This is a genomic window from Paenibacillus sp. FSL R5-0908 (assembly GCF_038006245.1).
Lineage (GTDB): Bacteria > Bacillota > Bacilli > Paenibacillales > Paenibacillaceae > Paenibacillus_AQ > Paenibacillus_AQ odorifer.
Genome location: NZ_JBBOUV010000001.1, coordinates 3,226,047 through 3,251,367 on the forward strand (window position 1 = coordinate 3,226,047; position 25,321 = coordinate 3,251,367).

A 25,321-nucleotide genomic window follows, 5' to 3' on the forward strand; every position below is an offset into this window, starting at 1 on the left:
GGAGAGATACTTGTGATTGAAATCATTAATTTGCATAAATCCTTCGGCGCACTCCAAGTGTTAAAGGGTATAGATCTGAAAATGGAGCATGGAAAGGTACTCGTCATTATTGGGCCATCCGGCTCCGGAAAGACTACACTGCTGCGCTGTTTTAATCTGTTGGAAATCCCGGATCAAGGCAGCCTGTCACTTGGGGATATCACCATTAATTTTACAGATCATAAGAAAATTCCTCAGAATTCCGTATTGGCCCTTCGGCAGAAAACAGGGATGGTCTTTCAATCGTATAATTTATTTCCGCATATGACTGCGCTTGGCAATGTGATGGAGGGACAGGTAACTGTCTTAAAACGATCCAAGGAAGAAGCGCGTAAGCGGGGGCTTCAGCTGCTGGCTAAGGTAGGTTTGGCAGATAAAGCTGATAACTTCCCGCATCAGCTGTCAGGAGGGCAGCAGCAGAGAGTGGCCATCGCCCGGGCTATGGCGGTAGATCCAGAAGTGCTGTTGTTTGATGAGCCCACTTCGGCGCTCGACCCTGAGCTGGTAGGGGAAGTGCTTAAGGTCATCAAACAATTAGCAGCAGAAGGTATGACTATGGTGATTGTGACCCACGAGATGAAATTTGCCGCCGATGTAGCGGACCGGATCATTTTGATGGATGGTGGTCATATTCTAGAGCAAGGGACTCCGCAAGAAGTGCTGGAGCACCCGAAGAATCCCCGGGCTCTGCAATTTCTGAATAGACTGAATGGTGAAGAAGAGTAGAAAGACAATATATATGAAAAAGCAGCTCAGGAATCATCCGGAGCTGCTTTTTCGTGTGTAGATTATTCAAATGAAAAGAGTAACTGGAAATTTGGCTTATACTCCAGTTTTCAGGAACTCCAAAGCGTTGTAGAGCATAATCGCTGCTTCGGCACGGGTGAGTTCGCTTTTTGGATTAAACTTTCCGTTAGCATCCAGGCTATTGATCTTGTATTTCAGGGAGCGCTGAATACTGCCTTGATACGCAGGAGTCAGAGAAGCTTCATCAGCGATATCTACTGGAACGATATTGATCATCGGCAGATTGCCAACGCCTTCGATCGCTTGCACTAGATAGTTAGTGAATTGCTCTTTGGTCATAATTAGGCTAGGATCAATATCTTTTGGAAGCTTAACTTGATTGTAATAAGCATTGATGAAGGCTTCAGCGTACCAGGCTTTGTCTTTTACTTTTGTGAACAAGCCGCTGGCAACAGGAGCTTTGTTAAAGTCTATGGCTGCGAGGCTGAGCTGGAGACCGCCGGAGATAAACTGAATCCCTTGGGCTGTAGTTACCTTAGAGCCAGGGAGAAATTGAGATTCGCTGACCCCTTTAATTAACCCTTGATTTTTTAAAGAAATGATTTTTTCTTTGCCGTTTATGTTATCAATATCCTTAAAGGTGTTCCCAGCTGCAAACATCTGACCACCCAAAGAAAAGGAGAAAATGGCTACGGTTGTGATCGCTGCTAGCGTGCTTTTTTTCATGTTCATGTCTTTTCACCTCGTTGTATGGATAGGCTCCTTAGCCTTTGTCACTCCTTTAACGTTGTAAATTATGGAAAGGTTGCGGTCTAATCTGTATTATTTCACGAAAAAGTAGATTTTAATAGAAATATGGGCCAGATTGGGGTGTAGTACTTTGGATAAGTGGCATGAAATGATATAATGATGTCAGGCTCTTTTCATTCGTGGTTAATTTTGTTATGATTATATCGTAACGATTACTATTTATGGTTTGTCTTAACTGCATAAATAGGAGCGTCTCAGAGGGTACGGATGTTAAATCGTTCCGGGAAGGTAGGAGACCAAATGGATCAAATATCAAATATCAGTCAATTGTTTGCGGCGCAAAAATATAAATTAACGCCTCAGCGTGAAGCAATAGTGAACGTTCTGCTCGACAATGAGAAGGATCATTTAAGCGTAGAAGAAGTATATATGCTTGTTAAGAACAGCTATCCACATCTGGGCCTGGCAACGGTATACCGTACACTTGAGCTTTTATGTGAGCTTCATATTGTAGAGAAGATGAACTTCGGAGACGGAGTTGCCCGTTACGATTTGCGCGGGAACGATCATTCACATATGCATCATCATTTGATATGCAGCGTATGCGGAAGGTTGGAGGAAATTAAGGACGACTGGCTTGTGGAGCTGGAGAGAAGAGTGGAACGTGAATATGGCTTTAACGTCACGGATCACCGCCTTGATTTCAAGGGTACTTATGGAACATGTAAACGTACTGGCTGCAAAAAAGCAAAAGCAGAAGCAGATAAAGCAGTCTCGTAAGATCGCTTTCTAACCTAAAGACACAGGCTTTCTCCAAGCCTGTGTCTTTTTTGATTACTGCGTTTTAGGAAGTCTAGCTTCGAGTAGGTACAAAGGATTTGATCCACGTTCCGAAGCTGCCAGGGTTACGGCTCTGAACGAGAATTACACCTTCTCCACGGAAGCGGCAGACAAGTGCTTCACCACTGGTTATGCTGTTTAGCCAGCCAGAGGCTGCCTTTTCTACCTTATAGTCCATATAATCTGGCCATGCTACGAGGTGTCCGTTATCGATAATCATTTCTTCACCAGGTCCTAAATTAATCGCATGGATAGCACCGAAGGAAGACAGGAACACCGTTCCTCTGCCACTGATTTCTACAATGAAGAAGCCTTCACCGGAGAAGAGCCCTCTGGTTAAATTCTGCATTTTGGTATTTACTTGAATGCCTTCAGTTCCGGCGAGAAATCCGTCTTTTTGAACTAACAGCTTATACGATCCGTCTAATTCTATCGCCTGAATATCGCCGAGTGAGCCAGGGGACAGCAATACCTCACTTTGACCACGGGTCGCTCTAAGTTCTTGAAAGAAGAATTTCTCACCGCTCAGCATTCTCCCGAGACCGCGCATTAAACCACCATCCACGGTTCCTTTTAATTCTACGTTAGGTGACATCGCGACCATTGCGCCCATTTCAGCCTTTACGCTTTCACCGGGATTTAGTTGGACCTTTAACATAGCAAAAGCACCTTCATACAAAACCTGGTAATTCATCCTTTAAACCTCCGCATCTATTTAGATAAGATAGAATACTAGCTTTGCTCTAAGTGTAACGGAATTCTTGCTTCGCTCATAGTCTGGAATATGTTAAAATGAAGTTGTCTTATAGTTGTAAGATCAATAATCATTTACCTATGAATAGGAGAGTGGTGTCACATGGCACGAACCAAGACACAAAAAGCCTTGCGTAAGGCAGAGCGCTCCGGAGCCTGGTGCGCAGCACAAAGTCGTAGATCGAATAGTGATTATGGAGCCATTTCACAGCATGTACGGTTAACACCAAGCAAGCAGGAACAATTGAATAAGAATAGATATAAGGGGCAGATCTTCCAAGATGATGCTCCTTTTTTATTGGCTATTTGATAAGAGGACGTCGCTCAGCGTATAGTAATTGAAGAAATAATATATAGGAGATGTATCCCAGATGAAGCAAAATAAATATGACGATTCGAATTTCTTCTCAGCCTACCAGCAAATGCCTCGTTCTATTGGAGGGCTTGCAGCAGCAGGAGAATGGCATGTATTAAAGGCGCTTCTTCCAGACTTACATAATAAAAGTGTGCTTGATCTAGGCTGCGGCTTCGGCTGGCATTGCCTATATGCCCGTGAGCAGCAGGCGAGTTCAGTTATAGGTGTGGATATCTCGGGAAAAATGCTGCAACAGGCGCGTGAAAAAACGAACGATCCTGCTATAACTTATATCCAGCTGCCGATTGAGGACATTGATTTTGCGAGCGAGCAATTTGATGTGGTCCTCAGTTCATTGGCTTTCCACTATATTGAATCTTTTGCAGCCATCTGCCGCAAAGTCCATGTGTTTCTTAAGCCAGGCGGGAGTTTTATTTTTTCAGTGGAGCATCCAATCTTTACTTCACGGGAAGAGCAAGACTGGTATACCGATGAGCAAGGAAACCGTCTGCATTGGCCCGTAGATCATTATCAATCAGAAGGACTTCGTGAAACTAAATTCTTAACTGAAAATGTGATTAAATACCATCGCACGATTTCCACCTACTTCAATGACCTGATAGAAGCTGGCTTTACTATTAAAGCGGTTAAAGAACCAAAGCCTTCAGAAGAAATGAGTAATGATCCATGGATGAAGGATGAGGAGCGTAGACCGATGTTCCTGATCATTTCGGCTGTAAAAGAATAATCTCATGCTCACGAGTTATGTTCAAATATAGAGGCAGGGGTTGTCCTAAAAGTAGCCTTTTCTACTAAGGGACAACCCTTTTGCAATGAAACGGGTTTTCTTCATTTACACCTGTTCTCTGCTGTGCACACGATATTCTCTTGGTGACATACCGAAACGACTTCGGAAGACCCGGTGAAAATAGGTATAGTTCGCAAAACCACAAGTTTCTGCTACTTGCTCCAGCGGCATGGGACTGAAGGTTATCCGTTCTCTGGCCATTTCCAGTCGGACATCGTTTACATATTTAATAATACTGGTCCCGAAGGCTTCCTTAAATAAATGAACGGCCCGCGAGACGGATATACCCACAAAACCTGCTACATCCTCCAATAGAAAGGGAAGGGTTGCGTGCTCCTCAACATATTGCTTCATTCGGTATGCCAAATAACCTTTTGGAGTAATTGCTGGCTGGTCTGTAATTAGCCGGTCGATTTCCATACATAGAATTTGCAGATAGCAGGCAGATATTTCTGGAGAGAAGTCGGAAAGTCGACGGTGCTCCAGAATCAATTGGCGAAACAAGCCAAGAAAATTCTCACTAAGCGGCACACTTAGGCGAGTGGGTCTTTGTGAACGTTGCCACCATTCATCAATCCATGTTCCCCCGCAAAAGATATGATAATCTCCGCTTTCAATTCGTGGCTTGCCTACTGGGTACTCTTCTTTATCTATGATCAAATAGTAAGGATCATTTGGAGCGAATAACATAATATCCCCGCTTTCCACAGGTGACATCACACCATCGATCAATGCACGGCTTCTTCCTTCCGTTTGCAGACGTATAAGAAAGTTCTGGTTCCCTTGACTTTGAGACATATGAAAAGGCTTGCGATGAAAAGAAAATCCGGCTGATAATACGTGACAGGTAGCAGAGTGAGTCATAGGTCCTCCTGGTTTATTGAAATGATAAGCAGATTGTTCATGTTTTAATCATATTATTCATTTTAATATATACGCTTTCATATTACTATGTAGCTATGCAATAAAGAAAGAAATCGACCATCAACGCTAGAAACAGTCGGTATTATCAGTGCTTGCAAGAATGACAGTTTAAGGAAACTGATGAGAATCAGATTAGTCAATTCTGTTACAGCATTATTGTTCAAGTGATTGACACTACAGAAAGCTAACTTTAAATCCAATTGGAGTGATTCGAAAATGCTGAAGATAGGCCTGCAATTGTATACGCTCAGAGAAGAACTGGAACAGGATTTTGAAGGGACACTGCGTAAAGTAGCAGCCCTTGGTTATAAAGGTGTAGAGTTTTTCCATTACTTCGGCCGTAGCGCAGCAGAAGTCAAACAATTGCTTGATGAACTTGGATTAGTAGCGCTGGGCGCACACCGTCCCTATGACGCTTTATTGAATGATACAGAGGCAGAGATCGCGTACAACCTGGAGATTGGAAATCATAATCTGATTGTGCCGTATCTGTCAGAAGAACAACGTAACTATGAAGAAGTTGCTGCGAATCTGAAGATTATTGGAGAAAAGTGTAAGGCGCGTGGAGCAGTTCTTTTGTACCATAATCATGACTTTGAGTTAACTGATCGATATGGTGACCGTACAGCGTTTGACGGTTTGTTTGAAGAGGTGCCAGCTGATTTACTGCAAGTTGAAATGGATACATGCTGGGTACATCACGCAGGTTATGATGCCGTAGAATATATCAACAAATACGCTGGCCGGTTGCCGATCATCCATCTGAAAGATTTGAAGAAACATGAGGATGGTTCACCAGAAACGGTTGTTCTAGGCGAAGGAGAAGTAAACCTTACAGCAATTCTTGATGCGGCTGTACAGGCAAAGGTAGAGTGGGCGGTAGTGGAGCAGGATTATTGCAGCCGTTCACCATTAGGAAGTGTAGAAGATAGTTTGAAATGGGTAAAAGCATACGCTAATCAAGGGGGAAATGTTCATGTCTAAAAAGTTGAGAATTGCTATTGTCGGTTGCGGTGGAATTGCTAACGGAAAACATATGCCAAGTTTGTCACGTCAAGCAGATGCTGAAATGGTAGCCTTCTGTGATATCATCGAAGAACGTGCACAGGAAGCAGCAAAAACCTATGGTGCTGAAGGCGCGGCTGTATATACAGATTATCAAGAGCTTTTGAAAGCCGGAGGATTCGATATCGTGCATGTATGTACACCGAATGACAGTCACTCCGTGATCACAATCGCAGCATTGGAAGCTGGCAATCATGTAATGTGTGAGAAGCCAATGGCGAAGACTACAGCTCAAGCACAGGAAATGTTAGAGGCTGCCAAACGCACTGGTATGAAATTGTCTGTAGCTTATCAGAACCGTTATCGTGCGGATAGTGAATATCTTAAAGACGTTTGTGAAAACGGTGAGCTTGGTGAGATCTATTATGCAAAAGCGATTGCCGTTCGTCGTCGCGCGGTTCCTACATGGGGTGTATTCCTGGATGAAGAAAAGCAAGGCGGCGGTCCACTGATCGATATCGGTACGCATGCGCTTGATCTAACATTATGGATGATGGATAATTATAAACCGCGTAGTGTTATGGGCTCGACTTTCCATAAGCTAGGTAACCGTAAAAACGGCGGAAATGCCTTTGGTCCATGGGACCCTGAACAATTTAAAGTAGAAGATTCTGCATTTGGATTTATTACCATGGAAAATGGTGCTACAATTGTACTGGAATCAAGCTGGGCTCTTAATGTATCTGAATTTGGAGAAGCGAAGACGCTCCTAGCAGGTACAGAGGGTGGCGCAGATATGAAGGACGGGTTACGCTTAAATGGTGACCGTGGTGGCCGTCTATACGAGACTAAAATTGACTTGTCCGCAGGGGGAGTAGCTTTCTTTAACGGAGGACAAGAGAGTGAATCCGATCGTGAAGCTCGCTTGTGGCTTGAAGCAGTTCGGGAAGATAAAGAACCAGTAGTTAAACCTGAACAAGCCCTTGTCGTTACCCAAATTTTGGAGGCTATTTACGAATCTTCCCGTACAGGTCGTGCTGTGTATTTTGACGGGACATCAGATAACTAAACGAGAAGCAGGTGTGAAGTTCATGAGTTCAAACAGACATTCTGTAGTCATTGTTGGTTTTGGAGGAATGGGAAGTTATCACGCAGGGTTGATAAAAGAGACCTCTACCTTAATCGTAGTTGGAACGTACGACGTGCTTGAAGAACGTCGTGCCAATTCCAACGACGCTGGCTACAAGGCGTACCAAAGTTATGAAGAAGTATTGGCAGATTCTTCGGTCGAAATTATTCTAATTGCTACGCCGAACGATGTGCACAAAGAAATTGCGATTCGCGCATTACAAGCTGGCAAACATGTCATTTGTGAGAAGCCAGTTACTCTATCGAAGGTTGAATTTCAAGAAATACTGGCGGCCGCTGATGAAGCTGGACGTGTGTTTATGGTGCATCAGAACAGACGTTGGGATGAAGATTTTTTAACCATCAAAAAAATGTACGATGAGGAGACGATTGGATCCCTATTCCAGATCGAATCCCGCGTGCACGGAGCGAACGGAATTCCTGGAGACTGGCGTCATGTTAAGGCACAAGGCGGAGGGATGCTGCTGGATTGGGGCGTTCACTTATTGGACCAGCTATTATTCATGATTGACAGCAAAATTACCAGTGTGAGCAGTAGTCTAAGCTTTATTTTAGGAAACGATGTCGATGACGGTTTTGAAGCTATTCTGCAATTTGAGAATGGAATTAAAGCGATTGTAGAGGTTGGGACGACTAACTTTATTACATTGCCAAGATGGTATGTGAAAGGTATCGAAGGCACTGGAATTATTGAAGACTGGTCTTTAACTGGAAGATTGGTGACAAGAAATAACGCAGGCGAAAAAATCGAACCGAAGCCGATTCGTGCAGGTGTAGGACTAACTAAAACTATGGCACCTCCATCGGAGGGGGCAACGATCACTGAGGAATTACCTCAGCCGTCGGAGTTAAGCTCTAGCTTTTATGATAATTTCGCTGCTGTCATTGAGGGAACAGCAGAACCTATCGTTAAGAACGCCGAAGTTATGCGGGTGCAGAATTTGATTGAAGTTATTTTTGAAGCTGCTGAGAGTAATCAAGTGGTGAAGAATTTTGATATCTACGATAAATAAAAAGTAAACTATTTCCAAGAGGAGGTGGCCTACAATGAAACTTGGAGTATTTATGGTCTTGTTTGGAGGTCGTAAGCTGGAGGATGCTCTTGATTATGTAGTATCCAAAGGGCTAAAGGCGGTAGAAATCGGTACGGGAGGCAATCCTGGCAATAGCCACTGCGACCCTAAAATGCTGCTGGAGAATGAAACAGCCTTACAAGAATTCAAACATGCTGTGGAATCTCGCGGACTTACAATCAGTGCTTTGAGCTGCCACGGTAACCCATTGCACCCGCAAAAAGAACTTGCTCAAAAGGATCATGAGGATTTCGTAAACTCGGTCAAATTGGCGCAGAAGCTAGGGGTTCCGGTTGTGAATACCTTCTCTGGATGTCCTGGAGATCATGAGGGTGCTAAATATCCGAACTGGCCTGTAGCTCCATGGCCCAATGATTATCAAGAAATTCTGGACTGGCAATGGGAGAACAAGGTTATTCCTTATTGGAAAGAATGGGGTGCCTTTGCCGCTCAGCATGATGTAAAGGTAGGTCTTGAGCTGCATGGCGGATTCTCTGTACACACACCAGGTACTCTGCTACGGCTGAGAGAAGCAGCAGGTGAAGTGATCGGTGCGAACCTTGATCCGAGTCACATGTGGTGGCAAGGAATTGATCCTGTGCAAGCGATTCATATTTTGGGACGCCAAGGTGCAATCCATCACTTCCATGCGAAGGATACCGTTATCGATCCTGTGAATGTCAATATGCACGGATTAACTGATATGCAGTCGTATACCAAGATGCTTGACCGTGCTTGGCAGTTCCGTTCTGTCGGCTTTGGACATGATCTTAAGACTTGGGCTGACATTATTAGTGCACTTCGTTTGGTTGGGTATGACTATGTGGTTAGTATCGAGCATGAAGACGGGCTGATGTCTGTTGAAGAGGGTTTCTCCAAAGCTGTAAGTAATCTTCAACAAGTATTGATTGAGGAGCCGCTGACAGAAATGTGGTGGGTTTAAACGAAATGGAGAGCTTCACGAAAGTTAAATTAAATGATGAACAGCTGGATATTTTGGTGAAAGCGGTTTTCGGTTCAGAAACTGTGATTAACCTAAGTTCAGAGCTTACGGGAGGCTTTTTTAATACAGCCTATGATTTGGAACTCAGCACTGGGAAATCTGTCATTCTAAAGGTTGCCCCTGCTGTAGAGACAGATACGTTAAGTTACGAGAAGAACATTATGCGAACTGAAGTGGAAGCTCTCCGAATGGTTGCAGATAAGGGTGTCGTGCCCGTACCTGCCGTCTACCATTATGATGAAAGTCTGCTGCTCATTCCTATTCCGTATTTCTTTATGGAGAAGGTGGAGGGCCAGCCCTACAGTGACGTGAAGGAGAGTCTTTCACTTCCGGAGAGAGACGCTATCGAAACTGAGCTGGGGCGTTACAATCGCATAATCAATGAGCTACGCGGAGAACGTTTTGGCATTTTTGGAACGGATTCAGAGGAGCCAAGAGCCTCGTGGAGAGAGACCTTTTCATGCCTGATGGAAAGTGTACTTGCTGATGCCAAGAGGCTGAATGCACAGCTCCCTGCGTCCAGTGAAGAGATTATGCAGGAGGTTTCCAAGTATCTCCCTGCATTAGATGCTGTAACCGACCCACGACTGGTGCATTGGGATTTATGGAATGGGAATGTATTTGTGAAGGATGGAGTCATCGTATCGCTGATTGACTGGGAGAGAGCCCTATGGGGTGATGTGCTGATGGAGTATTATTTTAGGCATTTTGAGAATTCTTCCAGTTTCTATAAGGGGTACGGAACAACCTACGACAGTCCGAACGAGATTCAGCGGAAGAAGCTGTATGATCTTTATCTTGATCTTATTCTTGCTATCGAATGTTATTCACGCAAATATGCAGACGAAGGTTATGTCCGTTGGACGCATGATAACTTGACTGAGGGTTGGAACCGTTTTAAAAGCAGCAGTGAATGAAGGTTATAGGTGTGAAAAATGACGTGCGAAAGCACGTCATTTTCCTGTATCTAATTAGATTGGAGGATTACTATGCAGCCGTTAAAAATACCGAGAGAACATAAGCTTCAGATTACAGCTAGTATTCAAGAATATTTTGATACAGAGCTGTCCAGTGAAATTGGGCAATTAGCCAGCGAGAACCTTCTCGATTTTATGCTTAAAGAACTTTCACCTTATATTTACAATCAAGCGTTGGCAGATGCACGTAAAATGATTGAGCAAAAGATGATTTCTCTGGAAGAGGAAATGTATGCTCTCGAACAACCCTTATCCTCAGGCAGAAAATAATCTAAAAACACGATAATTTTTAGCGCAGATTTATAACAGTTACATCTGGATCAGTGTCAGCTTCGTAATCTACACCTTCTGCCTCGAATCCAAATAGCTGGAAGAATTCCTGTTTATAGCTATGCAGATCCGTTAGGTCGTAGATATTGTCTGAAGTGAGCTGGTCCCAGATTTCGATAACTTCTTGCTGGACTGCCGGAGACAATTCCCAATCATCTATACGGATACGGTCTTCTTCATCCACAGGAGTTCCTTTTGCTGCATAAAGATGTTCAGCAAACAACCGATAGGTTTGCTCAATACAACCTTCATGAAGACCGTGCTCTTTCATAACTTTGTAAAGGACGGAAATATAGAGGGGTACGACAGGGATCGCCGAGCTGGACTGTGTGACAAGACCTTTTGTGACCGCTACATAAGCTCTACCGTGAGTAACAGATAACGCTTCGTTAAGTGTTCTCGCCGTAGCTTCGAGATGGTCTTTAGCAAGTCCAATCGTTCCCTGGCGATATACGGCTTGAGTAAGCTCTGATCCGATATACGAATAGGCAATAGTGGTTGCGTGATCAGCTAATACTCCGGCTTGCTGGAGTGCTTCTATCCATAGCTGCCAATCATCACCGCCCATCACCCGTATGGTATCATGAACTTCCTTTTCGGTCGCGGGTTCGATGGAGATTTGAGTGACTTCACCCGTATGAAAGTTCACAGTTTTGTTGGTAAAGGTGTCGCCAATAGGTTTGAGAACAGAGTGATATACTTCACCTGTCTCCGGATCTGTACGGCGACCAGAAGCAACACTGTAGATGACCAAATCGACTTGTCCTAATTCGCTGCGGATCAGCTGAATCGTTCTGTCTTTGGTCTCTTTGGAGTACGCATCTCCCGTAACGCTGTAGGATTGCAGACCTGCAGACTTCGCAAGTTGTTCGAAGGCGGCGGAATTGTACCACCCAGCAGAGGCTGTACGGGCTCCATTGCTGCTGCTCGGCCGATATACGCCTACTGTGCTGGCTCCAGCCCCAAAGGCGGCTGTAACCCGTGAGGCGAGGCCGTAGCCTGTGGATGCGCCAATGACAAGCACCTTCCGGGGTCCTTTGATCTCGGGTTGTGCCTTAATATACTCAATTTGCCGCTCGACTTGACGAGCGCAGCCTTGCGGATGTGCGGTTGTACATATAAAGCCACGTGTTCTAGGTTTTATGATCATAATAATAGTTTCCTCTCTTTCATGAAAAGCAGCTAATGATACGTGTTATTTCTAATTTTAACAATTTTCATTCCAATGGAGAAGGATTGTTTATCTTTCTTGTATCCAATACAATGAATCCTGGGCTTTTATGAGGTTGGTTTTTGCATTTTTACTTAACTCTGTATGGTGGTGAAGTCTTGGAAAGTCAGACTAAAACAAAATTGACGGTTGAGCAGCAGGACATTCTGGTGGGTGCTGCCTTTGGAAGCCATGTGAAAATCATTCAAAGTACGGAATTGACGGGAGGTTATTTCAACGCAGCTTATGACCTCCTTTTGTCAGATGGCAGAGCTACGATCCTTAAAATATCGCCATCCGATGAGACAGACACGCTAAGTTACGAGCACGATATCATGGCTACAGAGGTTGCGGCAATGCAGCTAATGAAGTCTAAAGGAACGGTACCTGTGCCTGAGGTATACGCTTATGACAACAGCAGAAATTTAATATCGAGTGACTTTTTTTTCATGGAGAAAATAATCGGCCAGCCCTATAATGAAATTAAGGAAGAGCTTAGTCCGCAGCAAAGAAGTTGTATTGAGGAAGAATTAGGTCGTTATAGCCGGATTATTAATGAGATTCAAGGGGATCATTTCGGATTATTTAATGTATCCTCGAAGATAAAGGGGACTTCTTGGAGGGAAACCTTTCAAAATTTGATTGGCAACCTCCTTGATGATGCTCGACGCTTAAAGGCAAAGATGCCCATTCCTTTAGAAACGATTGAGGCGGAGATCAACAGCCGTATACATGTGATGGATGTGGTCACTGAGCCACGTTTAGTTCACTGGGATCTGTGGGATGGGAATGTATTTGTGCGAGAGGGAAGCATTGTTGCCTTAATCGATTGGGAACGGGCGTTATGGGGCGATCACCTTATGGAATATTATTTTCGCTATATTGAGGATTCTGAGCATTTCTGCAGAGGTTATGGGGACAGCTTTGATAGCCCTAATGAATGTGCACGCAAAAAGCTCTACGACTTATATATCGATTTAATTTATTTCATTGAGTGTTATTCGCGTAAATACGATAGCCAAGGCCATTTCCAGTGGGCACAGGATAATCTGCTGGAAGGTTGGGACCGTTTCATGGGTTAGAACATTTTCAGCTAGATCACAACATAAGAAGGTAAGGAGGTTGAGCAGGAGAAGGGGGAGGATTCACATGTTTGAGTGGCTAAGTGTACATATAGATATCGTAAGTTTGCTGTGGCTGTTGCCGATCCTATTTATGTTCCATGATTTTGAAGAAATATTAACGATTGAAGCATGGGGTGCAAAGTATAGAACCAGGTTAGAGGACGCAATTCCTTTGTTTATGCGCAAGACGTATCATTCGATGTTACAAATGACTACACGTAATTTTGCAATGGACGTATTATTCGTGTATATTTTGATAGTGACGGTAACTTGTATTGCAGTATTCTTTTCCAATTATTTATTGTACTTGGCAGTGCTAGCGGTATTTTTCTTACATGTATTTACTCATCTAGGACAGACGATATATTTAAAGGTATATACACCAGGGGTAGTTACAGCAGTACTAGTAGTTCTTCCCTATTCTCTTTATGCGTATTATCGACTATTGAATGACAACTTGGTATCCCTTGGAGATATTGGATGTTCTCTGCTGTTAGTTCTTTTGCTGCTTCCGCCAATAATGTGGATGTTCGTGAAGAATAGGGCTCGCATTAAACAGATCTAGTACATAAGGCTGCTGCTGGCCATATCTTTTTCAGAAAAATCTTGACTAGAACCCTTAGAACTAGATAAAATAATACTTATTGCTTACAACTTGGTGAGAATCATTATCATAATTGACGAGGAAATGAGAGGGTGACAAGATGGAGCGCCTTTTAGAGGTAAAAGATCTAGCGATATCATTCAAAACACACGGTGGAGAAGTACAAGCGATCCGTGGTGTTAGCTTCCATGTAGATAAAGGTGAAACTCTAGCGATAGTTGGGGAATCCGGTTCCGGTAAAAGTGTAACTTCACAAGCGGTAATGAAGCTAGTTCCAACGCCGCCAGGAGAATATAAACGTGGACAAATTTTATTTGATGGACAAGATTTGATCGGTAAAACTGAGAAGCAAATGCAGAAGATTCGTGGTAAAGAGATCGGTATGATTTTTCAGGATCCGATGACTTCCTTGAACCCGATGATGAAGGTCGGCAGACAAATTACTGAAGTACTGCACAAACATGAGAAAATCTCCAAAGAAGCTGCCAATAAACGTGGGGTTGAACTGCTTACGCTAGTAGGTATTCCTTCACCGGAGCGCCGCTTCAATCAATATCCGCATGAGTTCAGTGGCGGTATGCGTCAACGTGTCGTTATCGCAATGGCACTTGCAGCAAACCCTAAGCTTCTGATTGCGGATGAGCCAACTACAGCGCTCGACGTTACCATTCAGGCACAGATTCTTGACCTGATGAAGGAATTGCAGAAGAAGATTGATACGGCGATTATTTTTATCACCCATGATCTTGGTGTTGTAGCAAGAATGGCGGATCGTGTAGCAGTAATGTATGCCGGACAAATTGTTGAAATGGGAACTGCAGAAGAGATCTTCTACGATCCAAGACATCCTTACACTTGGGGATTGCTTGCATCCATGCCAAGTCTAGAGAGCAAAGGTTCTTTGCTTACCGCGATTCCTGGTACCCCTCCAGATTTGATCAAGCCGCCTAAGGGTGATGCCTTCGCACTTCGCAGCACTTATGCGATGCAAATCGATATGGAGAAAGAGCCTCCAATGTATAAGGTTTCGGATACCCATATGGTGAAGTCTTGGTTAATGCATCCGATGGCTCCTAAGGTGGAACCGCCGACAGTCGTTAAGAATAGACAACGTATACTTAAGAACGCTTATCCAGAGCCAGTTTTAGTGCAAGAAGGCGCTAAGTAAGCAACTTGTTTTAACTAAATAATAAGAGGAAACGCTAGGCCATTTAGTTGGCTTGGCGTTTTTTTTATTTTCTACAATGTTCACTATTATTTAAATAAATATGAATTAATACGAACTTAATTAAATAAAAGGGTTGACTATTTATCGTTTTCATCTCAAAATGAAAAGGCATACATAGGGGGTATAACGATGAAAAAGATAATTATGACTACTTTACTTAGTGTTTCATTATTAGCTGTAACCGCATGTAACAACGATACGGCTAACTCTGGTAACACAAACAGTGGACCTGAACCTGTTCAGCCTGTCTTCAAGAATGTTTCTGTACATGATCCATCCATTATTTTGGCTGATAATAAGTACTATGTGTTTGGCTCGCATTTGGCTTCTGCTAAATCCGACGACCTGATGTCCTGGACTCAATTGTCCTCTGGAGTTGTTGATGGAAACGTACTCATCCCGAATGTCAAAGAGGAATTAAATGAGGCCTTGACCTGGGGAAAGACGGACACTTTATGGGCACCGGATGTCATTCAATTGGCGGATGGAAAATATTATATGTATTACAACGCCTGTAAAGGTGATTCCCCATTATCAGCACTTGGTATAGCCGTGTCAGACCATATTGAAGGACCTTATAAGAACAAAGGGATCTTCCTAAAGTCCGGTATGGTGGGCGTAGGCGATGACGGAGAAACTTATGATGCCACACAAAAGCCGAATGTAGTAGATCCGGATGTGTTCTTTGATAAAGAAGGCAGATTGTGGATGGTGTATGGTTCTTATTCCGGTGGTATTTTTATTATGGAACTGGACACAAGTACAGGATTCCCACTGCCAGATCAAGGTTATGGCAAAAAGCTTCTAGGTGCAAATCATGCGCGGATAGAAGCTCCCTATATGCTGTACAGTCCTGAGACGGATTACTACTATCTGTTCCTATCCTACGGGGGGCTAGCTGCTGATGGCGGATATAACATCCGTGTAGCCCGCTCGAAGACACCTGATGGACCTTTTGAAGATTCTGAGGGCCAGGATATGATCGATTCACAGGGCACAGCTGGCGTATTGTTTGATGATCCTGCTTATGCTCCTTACGGAGTTAAACTCATGGGGAATTTCGAATTCCTGAATAATGACGATGAGCTACCAGTAAGTGGAGAAGGATATGTATCACCAGGACATAACTCCGCATTTTACGATGAAGAGACTGGCAAATATTATTTGATCTTCCATACACGGTTCCCGAATCGTGGTGAAAAGCATGAGGTTAGAGTACACCAGATGTTCATGAACGCTGATGGCTGGCCGGTGGTCGCACCACACCGTTATGGTGGCGAGACCATTGATAAGTATACGAAAGAGCAAATCGCAGGCGAATACAAATATGTGAATCATAATAAAGAGATTACGGCAGATATCGTGCAATCGGAGCTAATTCAATTGACGAAGAGTGGTAAAATCAAAGGCGCGGTAAAGGGCAAGTGGAAGCTTATCGACGATCATACTGCAGAGTTAACGATAGGTGGTTCTACTTATAAGGGTGTGTTCCTGAAAGAGTGGAATGAAGCTACAGCCAGTAATGTTATGACGTTCACCGCGGTTTCTAATGAAGGGATTTCTATCTGGGGAAGTCATGTATCACCTTCGGAATAAGATAGTTTAAAAGGATTAACAGCAGAAGGGGTTTCAACTAGTCATGTGTAATGGCTAAGTTGAAACCCCTTTTATAATGTAAGATCAGTCTACGAACTTTCGGATTACAATAACAGCATTATGGCCGCCGAAGCCAAAGGAATTGGAGATGCCTACTTCGAGATTAGCTTTTCGTGCAATGTTAGGTACGTAATCCAAATCACAGATGGAATCAGACGTGTCCTGGTTGATGGTAGGAGGAATGATCCCTTCTTGGATACTCTTAACTAACGCAATGGCTTCTAAGCCGCCAGCAGCCCCCAAAGCATGTCCAGTCATGGACTTATTAGCGGTTACGGGGATGTGGTAGGCATGCTCGCCAAATAATTTTTTAATCGCTAGGGTTTCAGAATGGTCTCCTACTACTGTACTTGTCGCATGCGCGCTGATTACATCTACATTGTGGGGCTGGAGATTAGCTTCATTTAGTGCTAACTTCATAGCTTGATAGGCACCAATCCCCTCTGGATGAGTGGCAACCATATGATAAGCATCAGAGCTAGCACCATACCCGATCACTTCGCCGTGAATCTTGGCGTTTCTACGCTGAGCATGGGTGAGTGACTCAAGAATGACTATGCCGCCACCTTCACCGATTACAAAGCCATCCCGTCCTCCATCGAAAGGGCGGCTCGCTTTAGTAGGCTCCTCATTTCGTGTAGATAAAGAGGTGGCATTCCCGAAGCTGGCCAGCGAGATTCCAGTAATAGCAGCCTCAGAACCCCCGGCTATAACGATGTCCGCACCGCCATAACGAATTAAACGGAAGGCCTCGCCAATCGCAGTATTGCCAATAGAACAAGCTGTTACTGGAGACATGGTCGGGCCGAGAGCTCCAAATTTAATGCTGATCATCGCCGCAGCCATATTGGAGATCATCATGGGAATTAAGGTAGGGCTGACTCGATCAGGTCCACGCTCTTTCAGGACCGTACCTTGATCCATCAAGGTCTGAATGCCTCCAACGCCAGATCCTACATAAACGCCAAGTCTCTCCTTGTCAATCTTATCAAGCTGGAGGCCAGAATGTTTCCAAGCCTCTTCAGTAGCTGCGAGGGCAAACTGACTGAATCTGTCCATTCGGCGTGCTTCTTTACGCCCAAATCTGCCCTCTGCATCGAAATCACGTACTTCGCCAGCAATTCTCGTCTTAAAACCTGTTGTATCAAATGAAGTGATCGGGGTTATACCCGATTCACCAGAAATTAGCCGATCCCAAAATTGCCCGATTGTATTCCCAAGTGGTGAGATTAAGCCCATGCCTGTAATCACTACGCGTTCCATAATGAACCTCCTCAGCTAGTGTATACTAGTATTTTTCCACTTTATTTATCCTATTACAAGTTATCGTTTATCCTAGTATAATTTGTACTATACTAAAGGAACAGGAATCCCAAAGTAGGAGGTAGCTTATGGCTAATCAAACAAGATTACAAGCATTATCCGATTTTTTGAAAGCACGTCGTGCGGCTATTTCACCAAGTTCTGTAGGCTTGCCGGAAGGCACACGCAGAAGAACGCCAGGACTCCGCAGGGAAGAGGTTGCACAGCTTGCAGGTGTAAGCAGTACCTGGTATACGTGGCTTGAACAAGGCAGAGATATAAAAGTCTCGTCATCTGTTTTGGACTGTATTGCCACTGCACTTAGGCTGACTAAAGATGAGCGAAAGTATCTTTTTGCACTGGCTTTAGAAACTGGAACTGGAACCACACCCTATCCGCAAGATGAATCTTCTGTAATTAGTCCTTCGCTGCAGAAAATTTTACAGGAACTCAAATATTGTCCTACGATAATTTCTGATAGACGTTGCGGGATCGTCGGTTGGAATGAAGCTGCCGCCCATGTTTTTCTTGATTTCTCAAAGCTGCCCATCGAAGAGCGGAATATGATCCGATTGTTATTTGTTCGTAAGGAGTTTAGGCGCTTAGCTGTGAATTGGGAACAATTCGTCAGCGGATATCTTTCTATCTTTAGAGCGTATTACGGACAGTATGTAGAGGATCATTGGTATGATGAATTTATAGAGGAATTGAAAGAATTGCATCCGGCTTTTAATGAGATGTGGGAGCAAAGTCGGGTTAGCTCGGCCCCGGATGTATTACTAGAATTCAGACATGCCAAGGCGGGGAAAATGTTATTTCATCTAACCTCTTTGCAGGTTCATGGCAGTGCGGATTTACGCTGCAGCATCTATACTCCTGCGGGAGATTCGAATACTGAAACCAAGCTAAAGCAGCTTATGGAGCAGCATATAATAGAAGGATTAAGCTAGATTCACATAGAGAAGCATCCCTAGCTGAACTTCCAGCTAGAGATGCTTAATACTACACTATTAGAAATCTGATGTTGAAATTTCAATAGTTCCGAATGTGGTGCCAGCAGGAGTGCTTAAGAGTGCAGCTACCAAAAGGGCATGAACTGCAAGCGTAAGGCTATTGAACGCTGGAATCGTGTATGTGATAACTGGAGCATTCACACGAGTGATTACTAAATCTACTGGGAAGTTGGAGTTATTGTTCACAGTAACAGCAGCGTTAATACCACCTGCAAGGTTTTCATAATAAGATTTACCAATGACAGGGGCTAAATTGAAATATTGAATCGGTAATACGATGGCCATAGTAACGACCTCCTTTTCGTTTGATAGGATATTCTATGTTGAAAATCTATTAATGCTAGAGCGAATGCCATGGTGAATTAGCACTTTTTAATAGAAAAAACCGGGGATGTCCTATAGCCACTTAGAAAGCGGCTGGGAAATCCCCGGTTTATTTTCGTACGCTTATTCCGTTTTTTTACGATAAATCAGATACAGTATCAATCCGAATAGCATGCCGACAAATGACATTGCGGAGATCGTTAAGTAAAGAGCTTTACCCCCAAAGGCATCATATAATGCCCCACCAGCATAAGAAGCCAGGATACCTGATACACCGAAGAACAATAGTGCAAGGACGGTTTGCCCTGTAGCACGCCATTCCTCAGGTACAATGCTGTACAGGTATTGAATAGCAGCCGAGTAGAACACAGGGAAGGTAAGAATTTGCAGAATCTGCAAATAGGCTAACAAGTGTGGATCAGTGATCCAAGCTGAAATAAAAAAACGAAGGAAATAGAAGGCTCCGGAAATCGATATGATAATCAGTTCTTTTCCTTTACGCAACCACCAGAAGCTTAATGCAAAGACAATAATTTCACTAATTGCCGCGAGGAAAAACGATTGGCCTACCAGTTGAGGACTGCCACCAAGCTCACGAATATAAACTCCAATAAATGTATCGTTCATTCGTGCGGGTACAGAGCTAATAAATATGAGCACCAGAAACATCAATGTCTTTTTGTTGCCAAAAAAGTGCTTGAGGCTATCCAGCGTGACCGGCTTACCTGTGACTGGGGCATCTGGCATGTTCCAGCTTACTATAAAGCTTATAAGGCAAATGGCAACAAACAGAAGAGCAATTCCATGAGAGCCGAAAAAACCAAGCACATACCCAGTAATCAGAGCCATAACACCATAACCTAGTGCACCATATGTACGGATAGAACCATAGCTAATTCCAGCCGCCTCAGAGACTCGGAAATTCAAGCTTTCTGTCAGCGGATCAATGGGCATCAAGAAGAAATACAGCAGCATAGCAAAAAGAATGAGAACAACGTAACTGCTGGAATCGAATAAAAAGTATCCGGTTACCGCTGAGCATAACAGCAGAGCTAACAGCACTTTGCGGATGGTTTTCGTTTTATCACTGATCATCCCCCATAAAGGCTGGGCAACGATGGTAACAAATCCACCAGTTCCAATAATGAAGCCGATTTGCGATGGGCTTAGACCTTGTTCACTTAGATAGACTGGCAGAAAGGGAATAAACATGGCTAGCAGAGCAAAATACAAAAAGTTAAACCCTCGTAAAAGATTTGGTGCATTCATAAGTTTTTTTACCTCACGTGTTAGATAATTTGTATAGAGTCAATTTTGCTATTGTATCATGGATAATAAATGATTAGGACATAAATCTATTCACGGAACTGCTCAAGATGACTCTAACCCTCTATAAATTTCTGGCCGTAATATGATAAACTGGTTACTATCAAAGCAAAATGCAAGGAGAAACGTTAATGATAAAGTTGGTATCATGGAATGTGAATGGTCTTCGGGCCTGTGTGAAAAAAGGGTTTGATGATTATTTTAAGGAAGTAGAAGCAGATATTTTCTGTGTTCAGGAGACGAAGCTGCAAGAAGGGCAGATTGTTCTGGAACAGGGTGAAGAATACTATCAATATTGGAATTATGCAGTGAAAAAAGGGTATTCAGGCACAGCTATATTCACCAAAATCAAGCCGATCTCTGCGAGATACGGAATGGAAGAGGATGAGGAAGCGGAAGGCCGGATTATTACGCTGGAGTTCGAACATTTTTATCTAGTGAATGTGTATACACCAAATGCCAAACGAGATCTGGCTAGATTGGATTACAGAATGGAATGGGAGGACCGCTTCCGCAATTACCTTCTGGAACTGGACAAGCTAAAACCAGTCGTTGTATGCGGTGATATGAACGTAGCCCATCAGGATATTGATATCAAAAATGCTAAAGCTAACCGCGGAAACTCTGGCTTTACCGATGAAGAAAGAGGAAAAATGAGTACGCTGCTGGAGTCCGGCTTCATAGATACCTTTAGATATTTTCATCCAGAGCTTGAAGGTGTTTATTCATGGTGGTCTTATATGCCGAAGGTGAGAGAACGGAATGTAGGCTGGCGGATTGATTATTTCCTAGCTTCTTCTAGACTTGCACCTAATCTGCTGGATGCCCAAATTGATTGCCACATTATGGGGAGCGATCACTGCCCGGTCATCCTCAAGCTTGCTGATTTCACAGACTAGGATCGAATATTTAAAAGGCCGCTAAGTCTCTTTAAAGGACGAAGCGGCCTTTTTTTTCATTAAGAATTATAGTCTGCCAATGATCTCAGGGAATTCAGTCGGTCCCATATTCACATTAAACTTTTGTTTAAGAATTAGCTGCTTCTCTAGTAAGATTATTTCAAGAGTTATGCAAAAAGGCATTTCAATAAACAATAAAGTAAGCTGTAGCTGATCATCAGTAACCCAATTAAAGCTGGACATGATTCGGTTTAAGGAAGCATCAATGACCTGTGCGAAGCTTTCGAGCCATTCCCCTCGACCAAGACGGATCACAGACTCCTCTCCAATCTTGGATTGGAAAGTAACTGCAGCTTCGTTGTTATTGAAAAAGATAGAGAAGGTGTCCAAGGCAAATTGGTTGTCATCGAGCTTATAGGTTAAGCCGTTTATTCTTTCTTCTTGTGATGAAGAGGGCTGCAGTTGTGGCGGTTGGATAGATAGATTCTTTAATTGTTCAACCAAGTGGGCAGAAGCAGCAGGTTCTAATGGCAAGGGAGCTGGCTTCATCGCGGGAAGCAGATGTTCCCACACAGCATTCAACATTCCTTGTATACTGTCTGATGCAGCAGTAGTAATAATTACGGCATCTTGCTCCGGAAGCACGACACAGAGTTGACCGAAGGCGCCATCTGCCCGGTAAGCACCGTGCTGGCATTGCCAGAACTGATACCCATATCCCATTGCCCAGTCATGATCACCATCGCCATTGGAAATATGTTTGGAAGTAGCCTCATTAATCCATTTTTCAGGCAGTACCCGTTGATTATTCCAGATTCCTTTTTGTAAGTATAGCTGGCCGAATTTAGCGATATCCTCGGTTGTAATGTTTAAGCCAAATCCCCCTGTGTTTATTCCACGTGGACAAGACTCCCACGTTGCACCGTGAATGCCCAGAGGAACGAAGAGGCGTGGTTCTAAATATTCTAGCAGTGTTTGGCCAGTAACCCGTTGTAGGATCGCGGCCAGCATGTAAGTAGCACCGGTATTATATAGGAAATGTGTACCTGGTTGTTTCTCGACTGGGACGGAGAAGAAAGCTTTCACCCAATTCCCGTCGGCACTTTTGCGAAGTGTGTCCATAGTATCCACGACATGCCCGGTACCCATCATCAATAGATGTCTGATTGTCATATTAGACAGGTTCTCCGTGATAGTCGAAGGAGCCTCTTCAGGGAAAAAGGAGAGGACAGAATCATCGAGTGTAATAAGTTTCTCAGTAACAGCAAACCCGATTGCGGTTGAGGTGAAGCTTTTGCTAAGGGAAAATAACATATGCGGAAGAACGGACCTGTAAGGAGCCCACCAGCCTTCAGAGACTACATAACCATGTCGTAGTAGCATAAAGCTGTGCAGGCCTAAATTTTGTTCCTCTACTGCATTAATAAAGCTGGATATTGCAGTTGATGAAATCCCCTGTTCTTCTGGAAGACTTCTAGATAACTGCAAATTGCTTGTAGTTTCCATACGCTCATCTCCTAAATTTTGAGAATGCTCACCTCCTAATTCTATAATAATTTCCAATGTAAAAATACCATTTATATAATAACTTGTTTAGCTTTCTACAGGGCTGTTGCTGGATACATCAGATTGGAGCCGTTTCTCTGGCCAAGAAATAACATGAGAAGTTCGACTTAGTTTCTCATATATTAGCTGAGTTTCTTTTTTGAATATACTAATGACTAAATGAATAAAGAAAGCCAAGTCTATCAATAGAACAAACAGATGAATAAGCATATTCCATACGGAGGAAAGATGCCCTAGAAGGGAGGAATCAAGCAAAAGAGCGTGAATCCCAAGCAGCACCCAATATAGCAGGCCATATCTGATCATCAGAGCCCAGAAAAAAGCATGATTCCCGCTGCTCTTCACCCGAATCCGCACCATCCATTTCCCTAAGGTCCGTCCGCCCGTGAGAGCCGGAACAAGCATGAAGTAAATACCAGTTACAATCCAGAAGGCAGCTTTTATATCGAATCCGAAGAGTACCCCAAACCCGATGCTCCACACCATACTATCGATTAGAAAAGCTATTCCTCTGCGGGTATAGGAGACTCTTTTGGCTGAGCGGTCAATGTTTGTATCCAGTTGTTCTATACGTGGCAATAGCCCGGAGATCCAAATGGAAATTCGAAATCCAAAAATCCCTCCGATTGTGTTGGTAATGAGATCATCGACATCAAAAAGACGGTAAGGATGATCGAAGAAACCATAAATTCCTGTAATCTGCGTGATCTCAAAGGACAAAGAAAAGGCAAAGGATAGTAGAATGCACACGACCCAGCGGGTACGAAAATAATAGCCCAGAAACATTCCAAACGGTACGGTTAATGCAACGTTAAAAATGACCTGTAAAAATGCAGGCTCGCGTAGTAATGACCAGTAGGTCGAGATTTGATCAGGGATGATCGACGATCCATCCACAATATCCTGAATAAACTGAAGGGGAATGAATTGAACGATACTCCCAGAAGGTGCAGCATTGTGCCGGGAGGATGGAAAAGGAAGCAAGACAAGAAAATAAGCGTTCATCAGATAGAGCAGCAGCAGATATAGGATTAAAGCTCTAAGCTTATGTATATAGCCATGTCTGCGGTATTGTACGATAAGAAAAGGTAGTGTGAAGACCAGCGCTGCTATTGGAAACATCATGAACGCATACGAAATTGGAAAAAAGTACGAATGAAACATAAGTCACCTGCCGTGGAATTGTTTTTATAAGAAATTTGACTCTACTTGGAGATTAGCTATCCCCGGCTCATTATAAGTTTTTATGATAGGGAACTCAACTAATTTATCGAACGTTTCCGGCATACATATGTCTATGAAGGAGCGTGAAGTGGATGGAGAAAAAGGTTCAGCAGTATTATCGGCTCAAGCAAAAGCAAAAAGATATTGAAAAAGAATTGGCCGAGCTTCGTCAGAATATTTTAAATTATTGTAGTGAGCAGGAAACCACCGAGACTGAAATTGGCAGTTATAAAGTGAAGCTGGTCGTGCAAAACCGCAAAGAATATGATGATGCAAAGTTATATGAGACCTTATCGGACCCTGAAGTGTGGCGTTTGCTCTCCAAATCAGATCCGGCAAAGGTGGCAAGCTTGACCAAGTTGAATGTAATTTCAGAGGATAAAATCATGCATACTTATGCTTTGAAGACAGTGACACTGTTACAGGTGGATAAAAAATAGGGGTTGAAGTGAGCGGTTCCTCGCGGGAGCCGCTTTATTTGGCTGATAACTGTCCAGATTAAGGAAATATGTTACAGTATTAGGGTGGAAGGGAGGTTGAATAGTGAAAAAAATAATCATCGGAAGCGTAATGGGCTTAACGATTTTACTTTTTTTCTTCTTTATGTTGCGGCATAATAATCAATCACTTGAGGTGAAACCGGATGTTATGATCCCAACAGCGGAATACAGGGTGACTGATAGTAGTGCTCCAGGATTACCTATGCTTATAACTGCTGAAGGGGCGGATGTTATCAAGGTACAGGCTACTTCCGGCAATTTATTGTTATGGAACCCCCCCGACTACAAGGTGCATAACAAAGGTCTTGAGCTGAAAATCAAATCTGGAGATCAAATTTATTGGAGTCCAATGGATGGGGAGAATAAGCAAATAGATGAACCTCAGGATCCCAAGATCACAGTGATGGCTTACCACAATAACAAGCAGATCGGAACGTCCTTTGTAGAGATTCATAAGAATGCTCTAGGTGTCTATACAGGGGAAATACCTGAAGTAAAGTAGCTGAGAATCTAAATCGAATCGCAACTATCTTCGTTTTGCGTTAAAATAAGAAGTGAAGCTGACCGAGTGCTTATAGCAACCCTAGAGATG

At 43.4% G+C, this 25,321-nt stretch carries 27 protein-coding genes; 18 read left to right on the forward strand and 9 right to left on the reverse strand.

What is annotated here, in order from left to right; genetic code table 11:
• Positions 1-12 precede the first annotated feature (12 nt).
• Positions 13-765, forward strand: coding sequence for an amino acid ABC transporter ATP-binding protein (locus tag MKZ09_RS14355; RefSeq protein WP_076202603.1), 753 nt, complete (start codon positions 13-15; stop codon positions 763-765).
• 96 nt (positions 766-861) lie between these two features.
• On the opposite strand, the gene MKZ09_RS14360 is transcribed toward MKZ09_RS14355, so the two are convergent.
• Positions 862-1,518, reverse strand: a complete 657-nt coding sequence (locus MKZ09_RS14360; RefSeq protein ID WP_076202606.1) for an S-layer homology domain-containing protein — start codon at positions 1,516-1,518, stop codon at positions 862-864.
• Between the two features lie 318 nt (positions 1,519-1,836).
• Here MKZ09_RS14360 and MKZ09_RS14365 point away from each other — a divergent pair, with 318 nt between their 5' ends.
• Positions 1,837-2,316, forward strand: a complete 480-nt coding sequence (locus tag MKZ09_RS14365) for a Fur family transcriptional regulator (RefSeq protein WP_036686314.1) — start codon at positions 1,837-1,839, stop codon at positions 2,314-2,316.
• A 73-nt stretch (positions 2,317-2,389) separates the two neighbouring features.
• On the opposite strand, the gene MKZ09_RS14370 is transcribed toward MKZ09_RS14365, so the two are convergent.
• Complete coding sequence (locus MKZ09_RS14370; protein WP_036686316.1) at positions 2,390-3,070, reverse strand: TIGR00266 family protein; 681 nt, start codon at positions 3,068-3,070, stop codon at positions 2,390-2,392.
• A gap of 162 nt (positions 3,071-3,232) precedes the next feature.
• Between MKZ09_RS14370 and MKZ09_RS14375 the strand changes: the two genes are divergently transcribed.
• Together MKZ09_RS14375 and MKZ09_RS14380 are read left to right on the forward strand one after the other, a co-directional pair.
• Positions 3,233-3,439: a hypothetical protein gene (locus tag MKZ09_RS14375; RefSeq protein ID WP_036686317.1), complete on the forward strand. Its 207-nt coding sequence runs from the start codon at positions 3,233-3,235 to the stop codon at positions 3,437-3,439.
• A gap of 61 nt (positions 3,440-3,500) precedes the next feature.
• Positions 3,501-4,232, forward strand: coding sequence for a class I SAM-dependent methyltransferase (locus MKZ09_RS14380; RefSeq protein WP_076202609.1), 732 nt, complete (start codon positions 3,501-3,503; stop codon positions 4,230-4,232).
• Positions 4,233-4,337: 105 nt separating this feature from the next.
• On the opposite strand, the gene MKZ09_RS14385 is transcribed toward MKZ09_RS14380, so the two are convergent.
• Positions 4,338-5,156, reverse strand: a complete 819-nt coding sequence (locus MKZ09_RS14385) for an AraC family transcriptional regulator (protein WP_076135544.1) — start codon at positions 5,154-5,156, stop codon at positions 4,338-4,340.
• Positions 5,157-5,432: 276 nt separating this feature from the next.
• Here MKZ09_RS14385 and MKZ09_RS14390 point away from each other — a divergent pair, with 276 nt between their 5' ends.
• The 6 genes from MKZ09_RS14390 to MKZ09_RS14415 all read left to right on the forward strand — a co-directional run bounded on the left by MKZ09_RS14390 (position 5,433) and on the right by MKZ09_RS14415 (position 10,693).
• Positions 5,433-6,200, forward strand: a complete 768-nt coding sequence (locus MKZ09_RS14390) for a sugar phosphate isomerase/epimerase family protein (RefSeq protein ID WP_076202612.1) — start codon at positions 5,433-5,435, stop codon at positions 6,198-6,200.
• The gene (locus MKZ09_RS14395) at positions 6,193-7,290 is read left to right on the forward strand and encodes a Gfo/Idh/MocA family protein (protein WP_076202615.1); all 1,098 of its coding nucleotides are present in this window, start codon (positions 6,193-6,195) and stop codon (positions 7,288-7,290) included. The genes MKZ09_RS14390 and MKZ09_RS14395 overlap by 8 nt, the downstream gene beginning before the upstream one ends.
• A 22-nt stretch (positions 7,291-7,312) precedes the next feature.
• Positions 7,313-8,383 carry a Gfo/Idh/MocA family protein gene (locus MKZ09_RS14400; RefSeq protein WP_076135548.1) on the forward strand — a complete coding sequence of 357 codons (1,071 nt, stop codon included), beginning with the start codon at positions 7,313-7,315 and terminating at the stop codon, positions 8,381-8,383.
• Between the two features lie 34 nt (positions 8,384-8,417).
• Positions 8,418-9,386 carry a sugar phosphate isomerase/epimerase family protein gene (locus MKZ09_RS14405; protein WP_038570445.1) on the forward strand — a complete coding sequence of 323 codons (969 nt, stop codon included), beginning with the start codon at positions 8,418-8,420 and terminating at the stop codon, positions 9,384-9,386.
• Between the two features lie 5 nt (positions 9,387-9,391).
• The gene (locus MKZ09_RS14410; protein WP_076202868.1) at positions 9,392-10,363 is read left to right on the forward strand and encodes a phosphotransferase family protein; all 972 of its coding nucleotides are present in this window, start codon (positions 9,392-9,394) and stop codon (positions 10,361-10,363) included.
• A 72-nt stretch (positions 10,364-10,435) separates the two neighbouring features.
• Complete coding sequence (locus MKZ09_RS14415; RefSeq protein ID WP_076202618.1) at positions 10,436-10,693, forward strand: DUF2164 domain-containing protein; 258 nt, start codon at positions 10,436-10,438, stop codon at positions 10,691-10,693.
• A gap of 19 nt (positions 10,694-10,712) precedes the next feature.
• On the opposite strand, the gene fabV is transcribed toward MKZ09_RS14415, so the two are convergent.
• Entirely contained in the window at positions 10,713-11,903 is a 1,191-nt protein-coding gene (fabV, locus tag MKZ09_RS14420; protein WP_076202621.1) for an enoyl-ACP reductase FabV, read from the reverse strand.
• Positions 11,904-12,082: 179 nt separating this feature from the next.
• Here fabV and MKZ09_RS14425 point away from each other — a divergent pair, with 179 nt between their 5' ends.
• The 4 genes from MKZ09_RS14425 to MKZ09_RS14440 all read left to right on the forward strand — a co-directional run bounded on the left by MKZ09_RS14425 (position 12,083) and on the right by MKZ09_RS14440 (position 16,515).
• On the forward strand, positions 12,083-13,045 hold the full coding sequence (locus MKZ09_RS14425; RefSeq protein WP_076135764.1) for a phosphotransferase family protein: 963 nt from the start codon (positions 12,083-12,085) through the stop codon (positions 13,043-13,045).
• Between the two features lie 67 nt (positions 13,046-13,112).
• On the forward strand, positions 13,113-13,652 hold the full coding sequence (locus tag MKZ09_RS14430) for an HXXEE domain-containing protein (RefSeq protein ID WP_076202625.1): 540 nt from the start codon (positions 13,113-13,115) through the stop codon (positions 13,650-13,652).
• A 139-nt stretch (positions 13,653-13,791) separates the two neighbouring features.
• Positions 13,792-14,859, forward strand: coding sequence for an ABC transporter ATP-binding protein (locus MKZ09_RS14435; protein ID WP_076135552.1), 1,068 nt, complete (start codon positions 13,792-13,794; stop codon positions 14,857-14,859).
• Between the two features lie 183 nt (positions 14,860-15,042).
• Positions 15,043-16,515 carry a glycoside hydrolase family 43 protein gene (locus MKZ09_RS14440; protein WP_370511162.1) on the forward strand — a complete coding sequence of 491 codons (1,473 nt, stop codon included), beginning with the start codon at positions 15,043-15,045 and terminating at the stop codon, positions 16,513-16,515.
• A gap of 84 nt (positions 16,516-16,599) precedes the next feature.
• Here the strand turns inward: MKZ09_RS14440 and fabF are convergent, their stop codons facing one another.
• Positions 16,600-17,838, reverse strand: a complete 1,239-nt coding sequence (gene fabF / locus MKZ09_RS14445) for a beta-ketoacyl-ACP synthase II (RefSeq protein WP_076202633.1) — start codon at positions 17,836-17,838, stop codon at positions 16,600-16,602.
• A 128-nt stretch (positions 17,839-17,966) separates the two neighbouring features.
• Here fabF and MKZ09_RS14450 point away from each other — a divergent pair, with 128 nt between their 5' ends.
• Positions 17,967-18,827, forward strand: coding sequence for a helix-turn-helix transcriptional regulator (locus MKZ09_RS14450; RefSeq protein WP_076202637.1), 861 nt, complete (start codon positions 17,967-17,969; stop codon positions 18,825-18,827).
• 60 nt (positions 18,828-18,887) lie between these two features.
• Here the strand turns inward: MKZ09_RS14450 and MKZ09_RS14455 are convergent, their stop codons facing one another.
• Together MKZ09_RS14455 and MKZ09_RS14460 are read right to left on the reverse strand one after the other, a co-directional pair.
• Positions 18,888-19,175, reverse strand: coding sequence for a hypothetical protein (locus MKZ09_RS14455; RefSeq protein WP_036686338.1), 288 nt, complete (start codon positions 19,173-19,175; stop codon positions 18,888-18,890).
• 162 nt (positions 19,176-19,337) lie between these two features.
• Positions 19,338-20,483 (reverse strand): MFS transporter, encoded by a 1,146-nt coding sequence (locus MKZ09_RS14460; protein ID WP_076135559.1) that lies wholly within the window; start codon positions 20,481-20,483, stop codon positions 19,338-19,340.
• A gap of 191 nt (positions 20,484-20,674) precedes the next feature.
• On the opposite strand from MKZ09_RS14460, the gene MKZ09_RS14465 reads away from it, so the two are divergent.
• Positions 20,675-21,439, forward strand: coding sequence for an exodeoxyribonuclease III (locus MKZ09_RS14465; protein WP_076135766.1), 765 nt, complete (start codon positions 20,675-20,677; stop codon positions 21,437-21,439).
• Between the two features lie 66 nt (positions 21,440-21,505).
• Here the strand turns inward: MKZ09_RS14465 and MKZ09_RS14470 are convergent, their stop codons facing one another.
• Positions 21,506-22,945, reverse strand: a complete 1,440-nt coding sequence (locus MKZ09_RS14470; protein ID WP_076202641.1) for a serine hydrolase domain-containing protein — start codon at positions 22,943-22,945, stop codon at positions 21,506-21,508.
• Between the two features lie 87 nt (positions 22,946-23,032).
• Positions 23,033-24,169, reverse strand: a complete 1,137-nt coding sequence (locus MKZ09_RS14475) for a VanZ family protein (protein ID WP_076202645.1) — start codon at positions 24,167-24,169, stop codon at positions 23,033-23,035.
• 152 nt (positions 24,170-24,321) lie between these two features.
• On the opposite strand from MKZ09_RS14475, the gene MKZ09_RS14480 reads away from it, so the two are divergent.
• Both MKZ09_RS14480 and MKZ09_RS14485 read left to right on the forward strand, forming a co-directional pair.
• Positions 24,322-24,669, forward strand: coding sequence for a hypothetical protein (locus MKZ09_RS14480; protein ID WP_076202648.1), 348 nt, complete (start codon positions 24,322-24,324; stop codon positions 24,667-24,669).
• Positions 24,670-24,772: 103 nt separating this feature from the next.
• The gene (locus MKZ09_RS14485; protein WP_076135567.1) at positions 24,773-25,231 is read left to right on the forward strand and encodes a hypothetical protein; all 459 of its coding nucleotides are present in this window, start codon (positions 24,773-24,775) and stop codon (positions 25,229-25,231) included.
• The last annotated feature ends 90 nt before the right edge of the window (positions 25,232-25,321 follow it).

Coding starts and splice junctions, on each gene's coding strand:
- MKZ09_RS14360 (WP_076202606.1), bottom strand. CDS start 1,518: ATGAACATGAAAAAAAGCACGCTAGCAGCGATCACAACCGTAGCCATT.
- MKZ09_RS14365 (WP_036686314.1), top strand. CDS start 1,837: ATGGATCAAATATCAAATATCAGTCAATTGTTTGCGGCGCAAAAATAT.
- MKZ09_RS14370 (WP_036686316.1), bottom strand. CDS start 3,070: ATGAATTACCAGGTTTTGTATGAAGGTGCTTTTGCTATGTTAAAGGTC.
- MKZ09_RS14375 (WP_036686317.1), top strand. CDS start 3,233: ATGGCACGAACCAAGACACAAAAAGCCTTGCGTAAGGCAGAGCGCTCC.
- MKZ09_RS14380 (WP_076202609.1), top strand. CDS start 3,501: ATGAAGCAAAATAAATATGACGATTCGAATTTCTTCTCAGCCTACCAG.
- MKZ09_RS14385 (WP_076135544.1), bottom strand. CDS start 5,156: ATGACTCACTCTGCTACCTGTCACGTATTATCAGCCGGATTTTCTTTT.
- MKZ09_RS14390 (WP_076202612.1), top strand. CDS start 5,433: ATGCTGAAGATAGGCCTGCAATTGTATACGCTCAGAGAAGAACTGGAA.
- MKZ09_RS14395 (WP_076202615.1), top strand. CDS start 6,193: ATGTCTAAAAAGTTGAGAATTGCTATTGTCGGTTGCGGTGGAATTGCT.
- MKZ09_RS14400 (WP_076135548.1), top strand. CDS start 7,313: ATGAGTTCAAACAGACATTCTGTAGTCATTGTTGGTTTTGGAGGAATG.
- MKZ09_RS14405 (WP_038570445.1), top strand. CDS start 8,418: ATGAAACTTGGAGTATTTATGGTCTTGTTTGGAGGTCGTAAGCTGGAG.
- MKZ09_RS14410 (WP_076202868.1), top strand. CDS start 9,392: ATGGAGAGCTTCACGAAAGTTAAATTAAATGATGAACAGCTGGATATT.
- MKZ09_RS14415 (WP_076202618.1), top strand. CDS start 10,436: ATGCAGCCGTTAAAAATACCGAGAGAACATAAGCTTCAGATTACAGCT.
- fabV (WP_076202621.1), bottom strand. CDS start 11,903: ATGATCATAAAACCTAGAACACGTGGCTTTATATGTACAACCGCACAT.
- MKZ09_RS14430 (WP_076202625.1), top strand. CDS start 13,113: ATGTTTGAGTGGCTAAGTGTACATATAGATATCGTAAGTTTGCTGTGG.
- MKZ09_RS14435 (WP_076135552.1), top strand. CDS start 13,792: ATGGAGCGCCTTTTAGAGGTAAAAGATCTAGCGATATCATTCAAAACA.
- fabF (WP_076202633.1), bottom strand. CDS start 17,838: ATGGAACGCGTAGTGATTACAGGCATGGGCTTAATCTCACCACTTGGG.
- MKZ09_RS14450 (WP_076202637.1), top strand. CDS start 17,967: ATGGCTAATCAAACAAGATTACAAGCATTATCCGATTTTTTGAAAGCA.
- MKZ09_RS14455 (WP_036686338.1), bottom strand. CDS start 19,175: ATGGCCATCGTATTACCGATTCAATATTTCAATTTAGCCCCTGTCATT.
- MKZ09_RS14460 (WP_076135559.1), bottom strand. CDS start 20,483: ATGAATGCACCAAATCTTTTACGAGGGTTTAACTTTTTGTATTTTGCT.
- MKZ09_RS14470 (WP_076202641.1), bottom strand. CDS start 22,945: ATGGAAACTACAAGCAATTTGCAGTTATCTAGAAGTCTTCCAGAAGAA.
- MKZ09_RS14475 (WP_076202645.1), bottom strand. CDS start 24,169: ATGTTTCATTCGTACTTTTTTCCAATTTCGTATGCGTTCATGATGTTT.
- MKZ09_RS14480 (WP_076202648.1), top strand. CDS start 24,322: ATGGAGAAAAAGGTTCAGCAGTATTATCGGCTCAAGCAAAAGCAAAAA.